The following is a 16,430-nucleotide window of genomic DNA, read 5'->3' as shown; positions in this document are numbered from 1 at the left end:
GTGAGCGTGAACCGCCCGGCTGCCGTCATCGTCCTCGCGGCGGGCGAGGGCACCCGAATGAAGTCCAAACTTCCCAAGGTTCTGCACGAGATCAGCGGCCGCAGCATGCTCGGACACGTGCTCGCCGCCGCCCGCGACCTCGCCCCGGAGCACACCGTGGTCGTCGTCGGTCACGCGCGGGAGCGGGTCGCCCAACACCTGGAGCAGGTCGCCCCCGAGGCCACCACCGCCGTCCAGGAGCAGCAGAACGGCACCGGACACGCCGTGCGCATGGCGGTCGAGGACCTCGCGGGCCGGGGCGTCACGCTCACCGGCACGGTCGTCCTCACCTGCGGTGACACGCCCCTGCTGCGCGGATCGACCCTCGTCGAGTTGGTCGCCGCGCACGAGAAGGAGGGCAACGCCGTCACCGCGCTCTCCGCGCGCGTCCCCGACCCCCACGGGTACGGGCGCATCGTCCGCGCCGCCGACGGCGCGTTCACGGGGATCGTCGAGCACGCCGACGCCACCCCCGAGCAGCACGCGATCGACGAGATCAACTCCGGGATGTACGCCTTCGACGGCGCCCTGCTGTCCACCGTCGTCCAACGCCTGTCCACGGACAACGCCAAGGGCGAGGAGTACGTCACCGACGCCGTCGCCCTGCTGCGCGGGGACGGGCACCGGGTCGGTGCCTGGACCGCCGGCGACTGGCACGAGGTCCAGGGCGTCAACGACCGGGTCCAGCTGTCCGAGGCGCGCCGCATCCTCAACGGCCGTCTGGTCGAGGAGCACATGCGTTCCGGCGTGACGGTCGTCGACCCCGCCTCCACCTGGGTCGACGCCCAGGTCCGGATCGGCCGCGACGCCGTGCTGGAGCCGAACACGCGGCTGCGCGGCGCGACCGTCGTCGGCGAGGACGCCGTGGTCGGCCCCGGCGCGACGCTGACGGACACCGTCGTCGGCGAGGGCGCGGCCGTGCGCGAGACCACCGCGGACCGGGCCGAGATCGGCTCCGGGGCCGACGTCGGCCCCTACACCTACCTCCGGCCGGGCACCCGCCTGGCCGAGCGGACCAAGGTCGGTGCCTTCGTCGAGGTCAAGAACTCGACGGTCGGCACCGGCACCAAGGTCCCGCACCTGACCTACGTCGGAGACGCCGACATCGGCGAGGGCAGCAACATCGGCTGCTCCACCGTGTTCGTCAACTACGACGGGGTCAACAAGTCCCGGAGCACCATCGGCGACCACGTGCGCATCGGCAGCGACAACACCATCGTCGCTCCCGTGAACGTGGGCGACGGCGCCTACTCCGGGGCCGGGGCCGTGGTCCGGGACGACGTTCCGCCGGGTGCCCTGGCGGTCTCCGAGGGGCACCGCCAGCGCAACGTCGAGGGGTGGACCCAGCGCAAGCGCCCGGGTACCGCGTCCGCGGAGGCCGCGGAGCGCGCCCGTCAGCGCAGAGCAGACAATTCCGATAAGCAGTAACCGTGGGGGAGAAGTACGTGAGCGGGATGAAGGCCACCGGGCAGAAACAGCTGATGCTCTTCTCGGGGCGGACCCACCCCGAACTGGCGCAGGAGGTCGCGAAGGAACTGGGGATCGACGTGGTCCCCACCCGGTTCGACACCTTCGCCAACAGTGAGATCTTCGTCCGCTACCTCGAGTCCGTCCGCGGCTGTGACGCGTTCGTCCTCCAGTGCCACTCGGCGCCGGTCAACGAGTCGATCATGGAGCAGCTGATCATGGTGGACGCGCTCAAGCGCGCGTCCGCCAAGCGGATCACCGTGGTCACGCCGTTCCTCGGGTACGCCCGCCAGGACAAGAAGCACCGGGGCCGCGAGCCCATCTCGGCCCGCCTGATGACGGACCTGTTCCGCACCGCGGGCGCCAACCGCATGATGGCGGTCGACCTGCACACCGACCAGATCCAGGGCTTCTTCGACGGTCCGGTGGACCACCTGTTCGCCCTGCCGATCCTGGCCGACTACGTGGGCGACAAGGTCGAGTCCTCCGAGATCACGGTGGTCTCGCCCGACGCGGGCCGGGTCCGCACCGCCGACCGCTGGGCCGACCGCCTGGGCGCGCCGCTGGCGATCATCCACAAGCGCCGCGACCCGGACGTCGCCAACCAGGTGCGCGTCCACGAGGTCGTCGGTCAGGTCGAGGGCCGCACGTGCGTGCTGGTCGACGACATGATCGACACCGGCGGCACCATCGTGAAGGCCTCCGAGGCCCTGTTCGAGAACGGTGCGGAGAAGGTCATCGTGGCCGCCACGCACGGTGTGCTGTCCGGTCCGGCGGCCGAGCGCCTCCAGAACTCGCGGATCTCCGAGGTGATCATCACCAACTCGCTTCCGGTTCCGGAGGAGCGCTCGTTCGACAAGCTCACCCAGCTGTCGATCGCGCCGCTGATCGCCCGCGCCATCAGCGAGGTGTTCACCGACGGTTCGGTGACGAGCCTGTTCGAGTAGCCCGGGCGCGGGGCCCTCGGCCGAGGCCGTCGCCGCCCGCCGCCCGGGGCGGAGAGCCTCCGGCTCCCGCCGCCGTTACCGACCGCTGGCCTTCCCCGGCTCCTCTGCTGGCGGGCACCCGTGAATGCGGGGTGTCCGCCAGCGGGCCGTGTACGGAGTCGTCGGTGAAGCCAGTAGACTTGACCGAGTGTCCCCGTGCCCAGGCGGAGCCCCTTCGGCTGCGCAGGATCGCGCGGGCAGGGGTGTGCGACGAGTGTTCCCGGGCCGGGCGGGTCCGGTGGCAGCTCGCCGGGCACGCCTGGAACCACGGCGGCCGTGTCCCCACGTGGGTGACCCCGCCGCTTTCCCCGCTCAGTGCGGGAATCGTCGTACTACTGGAGTCGTGTTCCCCGTGCTGCGGGGTTGAACCCGAGGAGTTTTGTCGTGTCCGAGGTACGAATCGCTGCCGAGCCCCGCACGGAATTCGGCAAGGGCGCCGCTCGGCGCGCCCGCCGCGCGGGTAAGGTGCCGGCCGTCCTCTACGGCCACGGCACCGAGCCCCGCCACCTCAACCTGCCGGGCCACGAGCTCATGCTCGCCCTGAAGACCCCCAACGTCCTGATCCGTCTCGACGGCCTGGACCAGGACAACCTCGCCCTCCCCAAGAGCGTCCAGCGCGACGCCATCAAGGGCTTCCTGGAGCACGTCGACCTGCTGGTCGTCGCCAAGGGCGAGAAGGTCGAGGTCGCCATCCACGTCGAGCTCACCGGTGAGGTCAAGGCCCCGGGCGTGCTCAACCAGGAGCTCGTCGAGGTGACGGTCGAGGCCGAGGCCACCCACATCCCCGAGGGCGTCACCTTCGACGTCGAGGGCCTGGAGATCGGCGCCACGCCGACCGCCGCCGACCTCAAGCTGCCCGCGGGCACCACCCTGGTCACCGACCCCGAGTCCATCCTGCTCACCGTCTCCGCCCCGCGGGTGGAGGAGGGGGCCGGAGCCGAGGCCGGGGAAGGCGCCGAGGAGGCCGCCGCCGAGTAGGCGGTCCACCGCACAGTCATCGCGTCCGAACGCGCGGTTCCCCGGCGGGGGGCCGCGCGTTCGGCGTACGGATAGGGTCGTGCCCCATGGTGGACCTGTTGGGCATGCTGGGTATCAGGAAGAACGAGGACATGGCTGAGGCTGAGCGCTGGCTGGTCGTCGGGCTGGGCAACCCCGGCCCCAAGTACGCGGCCAACCGCCACAACGCCGGTTTCATGGTGGTGGACGCGCTCGCGGCCGCCGAGAACGAGCGCTGGAAGGCGCACAAGGCGCACGCCGAGGTCGTGGAGACCAGGCTGGAGGGCGCCCCGGTGGTGCTGGCCAAGCCGCGGTCCTTCATGAACCTCTCCGGCGGACCGGTCGCCGGACTGGTGAAGTTCTACAAGGTGCCCATGGAGCGCGTCGTCGTCGTGCACGACGAACTGGACATCGACTTCTGCGCGCTCAAGCTCAAGCGGGGCGGCGGCTCGGGCGGCCACAACGGCCTGAAGTCGATCACGGCCTCCCTGTCCGGTCCCGACTACGTCCGGGTCCGCTTCGGCGTGGGCCGCCCGCCCGGCCGGATGGACGCCGCGTCCTACGTCCTGCGCGACTTCTCCTCCACCGAACGGGGAGAGCTCGACCTCAACGTCGAGCGCGCCGCCGACGCCGTCCGGACGATCATCAGGGACGGCCTGGAACGGGCGCAGAACATCTTCCACACGGCGGTCTGAGCCCGCCCGGGCGTCGACGGGTTCCCGGCGGCGGCCGGGAACCGGCCGCGCCGGAGGCGCCGGGCGACCCGCTCAGCCGCGCAGCAGCCGCCACGTGGCACCCGCGGTCGCCTCGGCTCCCCTCCCGTCCGCCGGAGCCGCCGCGTCCGCGATCACCCCGACGAGCGCGCCCGCCAGGTAGGCGGCGTGGGTGCGCACCGGGACGTCGTCGAAGCCGGGCGGCCGGGCCCCCTCCGCGAACCGCGCGGCGAGCACCTGGGCCAGCCGTTCGCGGAGCAGGTGGGAGAACCGGGCGCTGCCCTGGTCCGAGAGCATGCGGCGGTAGAGGACGGCGTCCTGCGCCACGTGTGCGAACAGGTCCACCAGCGGTCCGGGCGGCCGGTCGGCGGGGACGTCGAGCGGGCACAGCGCGGTGCAGCGCGCGACGTGGGCGACGGCGCCCTCCATGGTGTCGGCCACGAGGGCGTCCAGGTCCGGATAGTGCTGGTACACGGTGGCCCGGTTGATCCCGGCCCGCCGGGCGACGGCCGCGATGGTGAGCGTGTTCAGGTCGTGCTCGGCGGCCAGGCTCCGCAGGGCGGCGCGCAGGCGGTCGCGGGTGCGTTGGACGCGGGGGTCGTCTGGGTTCACGGCACCAGCCTACGCCAGATAACCGACGCATGTTGCTTAAACAACGGGTGTTGTTTATCTTGGCTCCATGAGGATCGAGATCTGGGCGGACGTCGTCTGCCCCTGGGCCTACATCGGCAAACGGCGGCTCGAACGCGCCCTCGACACCTGGGACGGGGAGACCGTCGAGGTGGTCTGGCGCCCCTACCGCATCGACCCGACGGCCCCCGCCGAGGCCGAGCCCCTGGCCGAGCTGCTGCGCGACCCCCTCGTGGACACCGCGCTGCGGGCCTGCGCGCCCGACCTGACCCCGGCGCAGAACCGGGTGCGGGTCGGTGCGATCGCGGCGGACGAGGGGCTCGGTCCGCGGTGGGGCGCGGCCTGGCGCGTCAGCAGCCAGAACGCGCACCGACTGGCGTGGCTCGCCCTGGAACACGGCGGGGCCGGGCTCCAGGACGCGGTGGTGGAGGGCCTGCTCCACGCCCACTTCGTGGCCGCCGAGGACATCGGCGCGCCCGGCACGCTCGACCGGATCGCCCGCGACGCCGGGTTCCCCGAGGGAGGGGCCCTCCTGCGCGACGGGGCGGGGGAGGAGGAGGTCCGCGAGCTCGTCCTGCGCGGCCGGGCCGTCGGCGTGCGCACCTCCCCGAGCTTCGTCGTGGGCGGCCGGGCCCTGGCCGGGGCCCAGGAGGGCGACGCCGTCCTGGAGTTCGCCGCCGACGCGGCGGAGGCGGAGCGGAGCCGGGGCCGGTCCCTGCCTCCGGAGGTCGAACGGCTCCGCCAGGCCGAGTCGCTGCTCGCGGCGGCCGACCCGCTGGGCGCGCTCACCCTGCTCCGGCCGCTCATGGCCGAGCACGGGCGGGACCGCGGCCTCCGACTGCTCGCGGCGCGCTGCCACTACCGGGCGGCGGCGCTGGTGAGCGCCCGCGGCGTCCTGGAGGAGCTCGTGGCGGAGGCGCCCGACGACGGCTACGCCCACCTGCTCCTGGGGCGCGTGCTCCAACGGCAGGGGGAGCGGGAGCTGGCCGGGCCGCACCTGCGGTTGGCCGCTGCCCTGACCCCCGAGTACGCCGTGTCCTGACGGGCCTCCCGCCGCGGGCCGCCGCCCGGGGCGGGAGGTTTCGGTCTCGACCAAGACACGTTCTTGGGACGACCCGGACCAGCTTCACCAACAAGCCGACACGTCACGCGACTTCTCCACTACTTTTGGTTACTGTTCGGGTCGACGGTCCATGTCCGCCGCCCGACCCCACACCCCGCACCCACCCTTTCGCATGGGCCCCGAGGCGCCAGGTGTGGTGACTCATGGTGAGGTTCTCAGGACGCGTAGTGCCCTTGGGGGGAAGTGTGGTCACAACCAGCGGGGTGGAGCCCGCCCAGGATCGGATCGCCCGGCCGACCGGCGCGGAGGGACTCGACACCGAGGCGCGCGGCCGGTCGTGGACGCGTCCGTACGTGGCGGGGCTGGTCGCACTCGACCTGGTCGCCGCCACCGTGCCGGCCCTCGGCGGAACCGCCGTCCGGTTCCAGGACTCCGTGCGGGTGCCGGAGGCCGTCCCCTACCTCCAGCTCTCCCTGCTGCTCCCGGTGGTGTGGGTGGTCTTCGTCTGGCTGGGCGGCGGCTACGAGCGCCGCTTCCTCGGGATCGGGACCGAGGAGTACCGCCGGATCGCCGTCGCCGGGGTGTTCCTGGCCGCCTCCCTGGCGATCAGCGCCTACGCGGTCGCCTTCGACCTGTCGCGCTGGTACGCCCTCGCGGTCCCGCCGCTCGTCGTCGCGTCGAGCCTGGCCCTGCACTACGCGCGCCGCAAGGCCCTGCACCGGAGCCGCCGCTCCGGCCGGTGCATGAGCGGGGTGGTGGTCGTCGGCTACCGCTGCGCCGCCCGCGACCTCATCCGCCGCTTCCGCGGGGAGATCTACCACGGCATGCGGGTGGTCGGGGTGTGCCTGCCCCCCGAGGAGACCGGCGCGCGGGGGAGCGGCCCCGACACCGTGGAGGGCTGCCCGGTCCTGGGTACCTTCGCCGAGGCCGCGGAGGCCGCCAGCCTCGTCGGGGCCGACACCGTGGCCGTGCTGGCCTGCCCCGAGATGGACGGCGTCGAGCTGCGCCGGCTGGCGTGGGCGCTGGAGAAGAACGGCACCGACCTCATCGTCGCCTCCGCGCTCATGGAGGTCGCCGGTCCGCGCACCTCCATCCGCCCGGTCGCCGGGCTTCCCCTCCTGCACGTGGAGCACCCCGAGCTGGAGGGAGGGCGCCGTCTGCTCAAGGGGGCCTTCGACCGCTGCGCCGCTGCCCTCGCGCTGGCCCTCCTCTCCCCGTTGTTCCTGGTGCTGACCGTGCTCATCCGTTCCGAGGGCGGCGGGCCCGCCCTGTTCACCCAGACGCGGGTCGGCAGGGGTGGCGTCGAGTTCACCGTGTACAAGTTCCGTACCATGGTGGTCGGGGCCGACGCTCTGAAGAAGATGCTCAGGCCCCGCAACGAGCACGACGGGGTGCTGTTCAAGATGCGTCGCGACCCCAGGGTGACGCCCGTGGGGGCATGGCTGCGCCGGTACTCGCTCGACGAGCTTCCCCAGCTCGTCAACGTGGTCCGGGGGGAGATGTCGCTTGTCGGCCCCAGGCCGCCGCTGCCGGAGGAGGTCGCCCAGTACGGGCACGACGTCCGACGCCGGCTCGTGGTCAAGCCGGGCATGACGGGTCTGTGGCAGGTCAGCGGCCGATCCGATCTCTCCTGGGAGGAATCGGTCCGCCTGGACCTGAGGTACGTGGAAAACTGGTCGCTGACGTTGGACATCCAGATCCTGTGGAAGACGTGGTCAGCGGTGATCCGTGGGGCGGGAGCTTACTAGCCGGTGAAGAGCATCAGAAACGATCATGAGGTGGCCCGGGACCTGGCGACCGAGGCGGGCCAGCTCCTGCTGCGGCTGCGCGCCCGGCACGGGTTCGCCGAGCCCGACGTGCTGCGGACCCTGGGGGACAGGACCTCCCACGAGTTCCTCTTCTCCGCCCTCGGGCGGCTGCGTCCCAGCGACGCGGTGCTCTCCGAGGAGGGCGCGGACGACCTGTCACGGCTGCGGGCCCGGCGCGTCTGGATCATCGACCCGCTGGACGGCACCCGGGAGTTCGCCGAGGCGGGCCGCACCGACTGGGCCGTGCACGTGGCCCTGTGGGAGAACGGCGACCTCGTCGCGGGCGCCGTCGCCCTTCCCGCCCAGGGCAGCACCGTCTCCACGGTCGACCCGCCGTGGCTGCCGAGCGAGCGCCCCGGAGACCAGCGCCTGCGCATCACCGCGAGCCGGTCGCGGCCGCCCGCCTTCGTGCAGCGCATGGCCAACCAGCTCGGCGCCGAGGTGATCCCCATGGGGTCGGCGGGGGCGAAGATCTGCGCCGTCCTGCTGGGCATCGCCGACATCTACGTGCACGCGGGCGGCCAGTACGAGTGGGACAGCGCCGCGCCCGTCGCGGTCGCGCGCGCCGCGGGCCTGCACACGTCGCGGATCGACGGTTCGCCGTTGCGCTACAACGTGGCCGATCCGCTACTCCCCGATGTCCTTGTATGTCGATCGGAATTGTCGGGTATGTTGTTGGCAAGCATCCGCGACGGTGCGGACCTGGACAGCGCGGGGCCGCACGCGGGGGGCTGACCGAAGGGGGCCCTCCGCCGTCGGCCGTGTCGGTATCACAAAGGCGGATTCATGGGTCAGTCCAGTCAGCAGGCGCCCGGGCGCTACCAGCTCTCCCAGCTCGACGTGCTGGAGGCCGAGGCGATCTTCATCATGCGCGAGGTGGCCGCGGAGTTCGAGCGGCCGGTGCTGCTCTTCTCCGGCGGCAAGGACTCCATCGTCATGCTCCGCCTCGCGGAGAAGGCCTTCTGGCCGGGCGCCATCCCCTTCCCCGTGATGCACGTGGACACCGGCCACAACTTCGACGAGGTGATCGAGTTCCGCGACCGCCGCGTCGCCGAGGCGGGCGTCCGGCTGGTCGTGGCCTCCGTCCAGGAGCAGATCGACGCGGGCAAGGTCGCCGAACCCACCGGGCGCTGGGCCAGCCGCAACCGGCTCCAGACCTCCGCACTGCTGGAGGCCATCGAGGACCACGGCTTCGACGCGGCCTTCGGCGGCGCCCGCCGCGACGAGGAGAAGGCCCGCGCCAAGGAGCGGGTGTTCTCCTTCCGCGACGAGTTCGGGCAGTGGGACCCCAAGAACCAGCGCCCCGAGCTGTGGAGCGTGTTCAACACCCGCATCGAGCGCGGCGAGCACATCCGGGTCTTCCCGATCTCCAACTGGACCGAGTTGGACGTGTGGAGCTACATCCAGCGCGAGCGGCTGGAGCTGCCCTCCATCTACTTCGCGCACGAGCGCCGGGTCTTCGAGCGTGACGGCATCCTGTTGGCCGACTCGCCCATCATCCAGCGCGACGAGACCGAGACCGTCTTCGCCGAGACCGTGCGCTACCGCACCGTCGGCGACCTGACCTGCACGGGTGCGGTCAAGTCCACGGCGGTGGAGCTGGACGACATCATCGCCGAGATCGCCGCGACCCGGATCACCGAGCGCGGACAGACCCGGGCCGACGACCGTGCCAGCGAAGCCGCCATGGAGGACCGCAAGCGCGAGGGCTACTTCTAGTCGGGCCGCGCCGCACGCTCCCACCCCTTCGACCCTGGACCAGGCAAGCATGAGCAACGACATCCTGCGGTTCGCCACGGCGGGCTCCGTCGACGACGGCAAGAGCACCCTGATCGGCCGACTGCTGTACGACTCCAAGTCGATCTTCGAGGACCAGCTCGACGCGGTCGAGCGCACCAGCGCCGCCCGCGGCGAGGAGCAGACCAACCTGGCGCTGCTCACCGACGGCCTGCGCGCCGAGCGGGAACAGGGCATCACCATCGACGTGGCCTACCGCTACTTCGCCACGCCCAAGCGCACCTTCATCATCGCGGACACCCCGGGCCACATCCAGTACACCCGGAACATGGTCACCGGCGCCTCCACCGCCGACCTGGCGATCATCCTCGTGGACGCCCGCAAGGGCCTTCAGGAGCAGAGCCGCCGCCACGCCTTCCTCACCTCCCTGCTCCAGGTCCCGCACCTGGTGCTGGCGGTGAACAAGATGGACCTGGTGGACTACTCCCAGGACCGCTTCGAGGAGATCAAGGCGGAGTTCGCCGACTTCGCGAGCAAGCTCGACGTGTGCGACCTCACCTTCGTGCCGCTGTCGGCGCTGCACGGCGACAACGTGGTGAGCCGCTCGGAGAACATGCCCTGGTACACCGGGCCCTCCCTGCTCCACCACCTGGAGAACGTGCACATCGCCTCGGACCGCAACCTGATCGACGCGCGCTTCCCGGTGCAGTACGTCATCCGGCCGCACAAGTCCGACGACCCCGAGCTGCACGACTACCGGGGCTACGCGGGCCAGCTCGCGGGCGGCGTGCTCAAGCCGGGCGACGAGGTCACCCACCTGCCCTCGGGGCTGAGCACGCGTGTGTCCAGGATCATGACCGCCGACGGCGAGGTGGCCGAGGCCTACTCGCCGATGTCGGTCACCCTCCTCCTGGAGGACGAGATCGACATCTCGCGGGGCGACATGATCTGCCGTCCCAACAACACGCCGAAGGTGTCGCAGGACATCGAGGCGATGGTGTGCTGGATGACGGACGCGCGCAAGCTCACCCCGCGCTCCAAGCTCATCGTCAAGCACACGACGCGCACCGCGAAGGTCGTGGTCAAGGACCTGCGCTACCGGCTCGACGTGAACTCGTTGCACCGGGACGAGGAGGCCGACCACCTGGCGCTCAACGAGATCGGCCGGGTGCGTCTGCGCTCCACCCAGCCCCTGTTCGTGGACGAGTACGCCAAGAACCGCCAGACGGGCGGGTTCATCCTCATCGACGAGGCCACCAACGCCACGGTCGCCGCGGGGATGGTCGTCAAGGCCGACTAGGGCGGTGTGCGTTCCCGGGCCCGTCCCGCGGCACCCTGTCGGCGTCCCGACGACGCACCTGCCGGGGCGACCGTTCCGGAAGGGAGTCCGTGACCGGGGCCGCCTCCGGGCGGCCCCTCCGCGCGTGCCGGATGCCGGTATCCGGACACCGTGACCTCTGAGGACTCAGAAGTTCACAATGAACACAAGGTTTACATTCGGCAACGCATGAGTCATCCTTGGGGCATCAGTGCAGGTGAGACCGGTGTCCTTGGCCCAAGTGGCGCGTCGCACGCCCCACCGCCGATCGGCACCGAGTCCTGTTCGAAGGAACGGCGTGATGCCCTCCACCGCAAAGGTCGACCCGTCTCCCCTCCCCGCCGCCGGGGAGTTCGTCGAGGAGGACCCGGGTACGCCCGCCTCCGCCGGTGAGACCCACCGTCTCCCCGGTGTCCTGGCCAGCGCGTCCAGCGCCCGCCGCGTGGTGGAGCAGTTCCTGTTCCGCCTGGGCCGCACCGAGCTCGTCGAGTCCGCGACCCTCGTCGCCAGCGAACTCGTGACCAACGCCGTCACGCACGGCCGTCCGCCCGTGCACCTGGACCTGACCTGGTCGGCCGACGGCCACCCCGCCCTGCGCCTCGACGTCCACGACCACGGGCGCATCGCCCTCCACGCGGTGGACCGCCACAGTGACGAGGAGGCCGAGCGCGGGCGCGGGCTCGCCGTCATCGACCACCTGGCGGCCCGCTGGGGTCTGACCCCCCACCCCGTCCACGGCACCCACGCCTGGGCGGAGCTCGTCGCCGCGGGATAGCCCGGTCGCGCCCACGCGGACCCCGACCCCCGAATGTCACGTTTCGACCACGCGTGGTGACTCCACGTCATATCCTGGACGCGTGGATGGCTATCGTCTGGTGTTCGTCGGTGGAATGGGGCGCTCCGGGTCGACCCTGGTCGAGCGGCTCCTCGGTGAGTTGCCCGGGTTCTGCTCGGTCGGGGAGGTCGTGCACCTGTGGCGGCGCGGGCTCCTGGAGAACGAGCGCTGCGGGTGCGGTCGGCCGTTCGCCGACTGCGGATTCTGGTCGGACGTGGGCAAGGAGGCCTTCGGCGGCTGGGACCGTCTGGACGCGCACGGCGTGCTGCGGCTCAAGGACGGCGTCGACCGTACGCGCTTCCTTCCCATGCTGCTCAACGGGTCCGGCGGGGGTGTTCTCGCCGCCCGCGCCGAGCGCTACACCGATCTCTACCACCGCCTGTACTCGGCGGTGTCGCTGGTCAGCGGTGCGCACGTGGTCGTGGACGCCAGCAAGCACGCCTCGCTCGCCGCGTGCCTGCGGTGGCGGTTCGGCGCCCGGATGCGACTGCTCCACGTGGTGCGCGACCCCCGGGCGGTCGCGCACTCCTGGGGCAAGCGGGTCCCGCGTCCCGACGCCTCCCCGGACAGCAGCGAGCCGGAGATGGCGCGCTACTCGGCCGGTCGGGCCGCCGTGCAGTGGATGTCCCAGAACACGACCCTCGACGCCCTCGCCCGCCGGGGCACCCCGACCCTGCGGGTGCGCTACGAGGACTTCGTCGCGGACCCGGTGGCCGAGTTCGCCCGCATCGCCGAGTTCTCCGGGTACACCGGAGATCCGCCCGCGGTGGGGGAGGAGGCCGTTCCGCTGGCGCGCACGCACGCGCTCTCGGGCAACCCGATGCGCTTCTCGGCGGGGGCGGTCGGGGTGCGGCCCGACCACGGCTGGCGGGACTCCCTGGCGCCCTGGCGCCGGGGGCTGGTCTCGGCGGTGACCGCGCCCGTGCGCGGCCGCTACGGCTACTGACACCGAGACGGGCGAGGCGGAGAGCGGTTGGGGGTTGCTTTGCGCCCGAATTATAACGTAAAGTCATTACCCACGAACTCTGTGTAGTTCTGGCTCTGGGGGCACTGACGTGAACAGGGGACCGACACGAGGACTGGCGGCGACGGGCGCGATGCTCGCCGCACTGACACTGGCGGGACCCGGGGTCACCGCCGAGGGGCGGGTGGCACCGCTCGACGACCACTCCCCGCCCACCGACCACCCGCTGCCCGTGGACCGGATCGGCGGGAACACCGCGGCCCTCCTCGGGCTGCCCGCGCCGACCGAGTCCGTGTGCACGGTCTCCGAGATCCTCGAACCCTCCTGCGGGGTGTGGTGGGGCGCCAGCCCCTACGCCGACCGGGTCGAGTCCCTGGAGTCCGCCGTCGACCGCGACATGGACATCGTCTACACCTGGCGCGGTATCGACCAGGCGGACGCGCCGGGGGACCGCGAGCGGCGCCTGGTCGCCGAGGGCCGGTTCGTGCACACCAACATCGAGGCGCGCCGCTTCGAGCGCTCCGGGCACCCCGACATCGCCTACGAGGACATCCTCGACGGCGATTTCGACTCCTCGCTGCGTTCGCAGGCGCGCACGATCGCCGAGTTCGACGTGCCCTACTTCGTCACCTTCGACCACGAGGCCGACGCGGACAAGCGCTACCGCAAGCGCGGCACCCCCGACGAGTTCGTGCGCGCCTGGCGGCACGTGGTCGACCTCTACCGCGAGGAGGGCGCCGACAACGTCATCTGGGTGTGGAACGTGACCGGCTGGCGCGACAACCTCGACCGCCTCCCCGGCCTGTGGCCCGGCAACGACCACGTCGACTGGATCAGCTTCGAGGCCTACAACATGACCGACTGCGACCTCATGCCGCACTGGGACGACGTGCACTCCTTCGAGGACGCCCTGCGGCCCGCCTACGACTGGATCCAGGAGGAGGGGCCCGGCCACGGCATCGACCCCGGCAAGCCGATCATGATCGGCGAGATGGGCACCACCGACATCGGTCCCCGGGAGACGCTGCGCTGGTACGCCGACATCCCCGAGGTCCTGCGGCGGTACGAGCGGGTGCGCGCGGTCAAGGTCTGGGACAACGAGGTCTCCGGCTGCGACTTCCGGATCAACGCCAACGAGTACGCGCGGCGCGGTTTCGAACTGGCCGGACGGGACCCCTACGTGAACCTGCCCGACCGGGTCCGCCGGATGGCCGCCTACGCCCACAGCCGGGACTGAGCGCCGCCGGGGCGTAAACCCGGTGACACGGGCGGCGCCGGTCCCTAGGGTCGCGGCATGGACCAGAACCTGCTGAACGTGGTCGACGTCGAGGCGACCTGCTGGCGGGGCTCGCCGCCACCGGGCCAGGCCAACGAGATCATCGAGATCGGACTGACCGTCGTCGACCTGGCCGAGCGGCGGCGCGTGGCCCGGCACGGCCTGCTCGTGCGGCCCGGCCGCTCCCGGGTCAGCGCCTTCTGCACCGAACTGACCTCGCTCACCCAGGCCGAGGTGGACACCGGAGTGGACTTCGCCGAGGCGTGCCGGTGGCTGGTGGAGGAACACGGGGCCCAGGGGCGCCCCTGGGCCAGCTGGGGCGACTACGACCGCGACCAGTTCACCCGCCAGTGCCTGGACACCGGGACGCCCTACCCCTTCGGGGAACACCACACCAACGCCAAGCGGGTGTTCGGTGAGTTCCACGGCACACGGAAGAAGGCTCCGGGCATGGACCGCGCGCTGCGCATGGCCGACCTGCCCCTGGAGGGGCGCCACCACCGGGGTGAGGACGACGCCTGGAACATCGCCGCGCTGGTCCTCTTCCTGGTGGAGCGCGACGCCTGGCCCGGACCGGCCCCCGGGGACCGGGACCGGTAACGGGCGCGCCCCGCCTAGACCCCCTTGCCCCGCAGGTGGAGGGCGCGAAGCACCCATCCGGCGGGCACCCCGCACACGACGACCAGCGCGACCAGGGCGCGGCCCTCGGTGAGCCGGTGCCGCAGGGTGGTGCGGATCCAGCGCATCGCCTCGCCGCGCCGGCCGGCCGCCGCCTCGGCGAAGGCGATCTGGCCCGCCACCCGCGCGTAGCCGCGCGGCACGAGGGCGAACTCGGGATAGCGCTCCAGCAGCCAGCGCAGCGCCGTGGAGATGGTCCGCCACCGCCCCGCGAAGTGCGACTTGCGGTGCCACAGGACCCGCACGCCCGGCTCGGGCAGGTTGCGCACGGGCCTCCGGCGCGCCAGCCGCAGCAGGAGTTCGTAGTCCTCCGCGTAGCTGCCCGGGATCTCCTCGCTCACCGTCCCGCAGCCGTCGATCATCGCCCGGCGGCGGATGAGGAAGGTCGACGGGTGCAGTTCGGTCAGCCGTGAACCGAGCAGGTCGCCGAAGGTGACCGTGGTGCGGTCCAGGATCCGCTCGGCCTCGACCCGGTCGTAGACCACCCGGATGCCGCAGCACACCAGCTCGGTGTCCGGCTCGGCCACCATGACCAGCACCTGGGCGCGGAGCTTGTCGGGCAGCCACGTGTCGTCGTCGTCGCAGAAGGCCACCAGGTCCGTGTCGGCGGCCAGCACGCCGGTGTTGCGCGCACCGGCCAGCCCGGGGGTCAGGGTGTTGGTGACCACGCGCACCGGGCGGTCGCCGCCGTCACGGGCCAGGGAGGCGTCGGGCTGGTCGTTGTCGTACACCACGATCGTGGTGATCCGCCCGGCGTAGGCCTGCTCGCGGATCGCGCGCAGGGTCCGGCGCAGCAGCTCGGGGCGGTCCCGGGTGGGGACCACGACCGTCACGTCGGGCCAGTCGTCACCGACGGGAGCGGTCCGGGACTCGGGCGGGGCCGTGCGGGGGGACTCGCTCAGCAGGTCGATGAGCTCACCGGCGCGCAGCGCGGCGCGCTCGGGGCCGTCGTCCTCGCCGGGGCGGACGTGGAAGTCCCCGGGGGAGGCGAGGGCCCGGTCGATCAGCGCGGCCAGCTGCTGGGGGGTCGAGCACGCGCGGACCCGCCCCGCCTCCTCCAGCCGGTTGACGAACAGGAGCTGGTGATCGTCGACGTGCTCGTCGAGCTCGGGGTCGCGGGCCACGACGATCGGCAGGTGGCCGGCTCCGCGCGCCTGGACGATGGTTCCCGGACCGCCGTGCGTGACCACGACCCTGGCCGCGCGCATGTGCGTGCCGAGCTCCTCTCCCCCGAGGAAGGCGGTGCCCGCCGCGCGCTCGGGCGGGGTGCTGTGCCCGTACTGGACGAGGACGCGCAGATCCCGGTTGCGGCGGGCGTAGTCGTCGGCCCACCGGACCAACCGGTCGAACGCGTGGTGGTCCGTGCCGAGGCTGACCACCACGTCCGGATGGTCGCGGTCGTCGGGGCGCGGTGTCGTGCGGGCGGTCTGTTCGGTCACAGGAGCGGTCCTACCGTGATGGCACCGGGCATGAACGATCGCTGCTCCTCCCACTGGGCGAGGAACAGCCGGGTGAAGGGGCGGCAGAGGCGGGCGGTGAGGGTGGGGGTGTCGAGGCGGTCGTAGACCTCGATGTAGACCGTCGGAACCCGCAGGAACCACGCCAGGACGAAGAACGGCAGCGCCACGCCGGCCCCGGTCGTCACGACCGCGCTGGGGCGCCCCTCGCGCAGGACCCGCACCGCCAGCCACGTGTTGCGCAGGAGGTTGCCCACGTGGCGGGTGGTGGGGTGGAAGGCCCAGCGCACCTCCTCCCCGCCGAGGGCGGACACCGCGTCGGGGGTGCGGAAGGTCACCCAGAGGCGTCGCCTGTCCCGCCACCAGGGCCGCAGGGACAGGAGTTGGGCGAGGTGGCCGCCGCTGGAGGCGACCAGGAGAACCGGTCGAGCAGACATGGAGTCATCATGGCATAACTCAACGT

Annotated in this window: 16 protein-coding genes; 13 read left to right on the top strand and 3 right to left on the bottom strand. The window is 72.0% G+C overall.

The window, feature by feature from the left end; translation table 11 throughout:
• From glmU to pth, 4 genes are all read left to right on the top strand, one after another.
• On the top strand, positions 1-1,467 hold the full coding sequence (gene glmU, locus ACTVAJ_RS01260; RefSeq protein WP_470386129.1) for a bifunctional UDP-N-acetylglucosamine diphosphorylase/glucosamine-1-phosphate N-acetyltransferase GlmU: 1,467 nt from the start codon (positions 1-3) through the stop codon (positions 1,465-1,467).
• Positions 1,468-1,484: 17 nt separating this feature from the next.
• The gene (locus tag ACTVAJ_RS01255) at positions 1,485-2,453 is read left to right on the top strand and encodes a ribose-phosphate diphosphokinase (protein WP_470386128.1); all 969 of its coding nucleotides are present in this window, start codon (positions 1,485-1,487) and stop codon (positions 2,451-2,453) included.
• A gap of 423 nt (positions 2,454-2,876) precedes the next feature.
• Complete coding sequence (locus ACTVAJ_RS01250) at positions 2,877-3,470, top strand: 50S ribosomal protein L25/general stress protein Ctc (RefSeq protein WP_470386127.1); 594 nt, start codon at positions 2,877-2,879, stop codon at positions 3,468-3,470.
• An 86-nt stretch (positions 3,471-3,556) separates the two neighbouring features.
• Positions 3,557-4,183 (top strand): aminoacyl-tRNA hydrolase, encoded by a 627-nt coding sequence (gene pth, locus ACTVAJ_RS01245; RefSeq protein WP_470386126.1) that lies wholly within the window; start codon positions 3,557-3,559, stop codon positions 4,181-4,183.
• 72 nt (positions 4,184-4,255) lie between these two features.
• Here the strand turns inward: pth and ACTVAJ_RS01240 are convergent, their stop codons facing one another.
• Positions 4,256-4,813, bottom strand: coding sequence for a TetR/AcrR family transcriptional regulator (locus ACTVAJ_RS01240; RefSeq protein ID WP_470386125.1), 558 nt, complete (start codon positions 4,811-4,813; stop codon positions 4,256-4,258).
• Between the two features lie 67 nt (positions 4,814-4,880).
• Between ACTVAJ_RS01240 and ACTVAJ_RS01235 the strand changes: the two genes are divergently transcribed.
• The 9 genes from ACTVAJ_RS01235 to ACTVAJ_RS01195 all read left to right on the top strand — a co-directional run bounded on the left by ACTVAJ_RS01235 (position 4,881) and on the right by ACTVAJ_RS01195 (position 14,432).
• Complete coding sequence (locus tag ACTVAJ_RS01235) at positions 4,881-5,873, top strand: DsbA family oxidoreductase (RefSeq protein WP_470386124.1); 993 nt, start codon at positions 4,881-4,883, stop codon at positions 5,871-5,873.
• A gap of 305 nt (positions 5,874-6,178) precedes the next feature.
• Entirely contained in the window at positions 6,179-7,642 is a 1,464-nt protein-coding gene (locus ACTVAJ_RS01230) for a sugar transferase (protein WP_470386241.1), read from the top strand.
• 3 nt (positions 7,643-7,645) lie between these two features.
• A complete protein-coding gene (locus tag ACTVAJ_RS01225; RefSeq protein WP_470386123.1) occupies positions 7,646-8,437 on the top strand; it encodes a 3'(2'),5'-bisphosphate nucleotidase CysQ in 792 nt (263 codons plus the stop codon).
• A 51-nt stretch (positions 8,438-8,488) separates the two neighbouring features.
• Positions 8,489-9,421: a sulfate adenylyltransferase subunit CysD gene (cysD, locus tag ACTVAJ_RS01220; protein WP_470386122.1), complete on the top strand. Its 933-nt coding sequence runs from the start codon at positions 8,489-8,491 to the stop codon at positions 9,419-9,421.
• A gap of 49 nt (positions 9,422-9,470) precedes the next feature.
• Positions 9,471-10,739 (top strand): sulfate adenylyltransferase subunit CysN, encoded by a 1,269-nt coding sequence (cysN, locus tag ACTVAJ_RS01215; protein ID WP_470386121.1) that lies wholly within the window; start codon positions 9,471-9,473, stop codon positions 10,737-10,739.
• A 319-nt stretch (positions 10,740-11,058) separates the two neighbouring features.
• Complete coding sequence (locus ACTVAJ_RS01210) at positions 11,059-11,532, top strand: ATP-binding protein (protein ID WP_470386120.1); 474 nt, start codon at positions 11,059-11,061, stop codon at positions 11,530-11,532.
• A gap of 115 nt (positions 11,533-11,647) precedes the next feature.
• Complete coding sequence (locus ACTVAJ_RS01205; protein WP_470386240.1) at positions 11,648-12,538, top strand: sulfotransferase; 891 nt, start codon at positions 11,648-11,650, stop codon at positions 12,536-12,538.
• A 109-nt stretch (positions 12,539-12,647) separates the two neighbouring features.
• Positions 12,648-13,793, top strand: a complete 1,146-nt coding sequence (locus ACTVAJ_RS01200) for a glycoside hydrolase family 26 protein (RefSeq protein ID WP_470386119.1) — start codon at positions 12,648-12,650, stop codon at positions 13,791-13,793.
• 57 nt (positions 13,794-13,850) lie between these two features.
• Entirely contained in the window at positions 13,851-14,432 is a 582-nt protein-coding gene (locus ACTVAJ_RS01195; RefSeq protein ID WP_470386118.1) for a 3'-5' exonuclease, read from the top strand.
• Positions 14,433-14,446: 14 nt separating this feature from the next.
• Here ACTVAJ_RS01195 and ACTVAJ_RS01190 read toward each other — a convergent pair whose 3' ends face one another.
• Together ACTVAJ_RS01190 and ACTVAJ_RS01185 are read right to left on the bottom strand one after the other, a co-directional pair.
• A complete protein-coding gene (locus ACTVAJ_RS01190; protein ID WP_470386117.1) occupies positions 14,447-15,949 on the bottom strand; it encodes a glycosyltransferase in 1,503 nt (500 codons plus the stop codon).
• Entirely contained in the window at positions 15,946-16,404 is a 459-nt protein-coding gene (locus ACTVAJ_RS01185) for a UDP-N-acetylglucosamine--LPS N-acetylglucosamine transferase (protein ID WP_470386116.1), read from the bottom strand. The genes ACTVAJ_RS01190 and ACTVAJ_RS01185 overlap by 4 nt, the downstream gene beginning before the upstream one ends.
• Positions 16,405-16,430 lie beyond the last annotated feature (26 nt).

The sequence above is a fragment of the Nocardiopsis sp. KDC1DS13DA1 genome (assembly GCF_055632325.1).
This window is presented reverse-complemented; position numbering and strand designations above follow the sequence as displayed.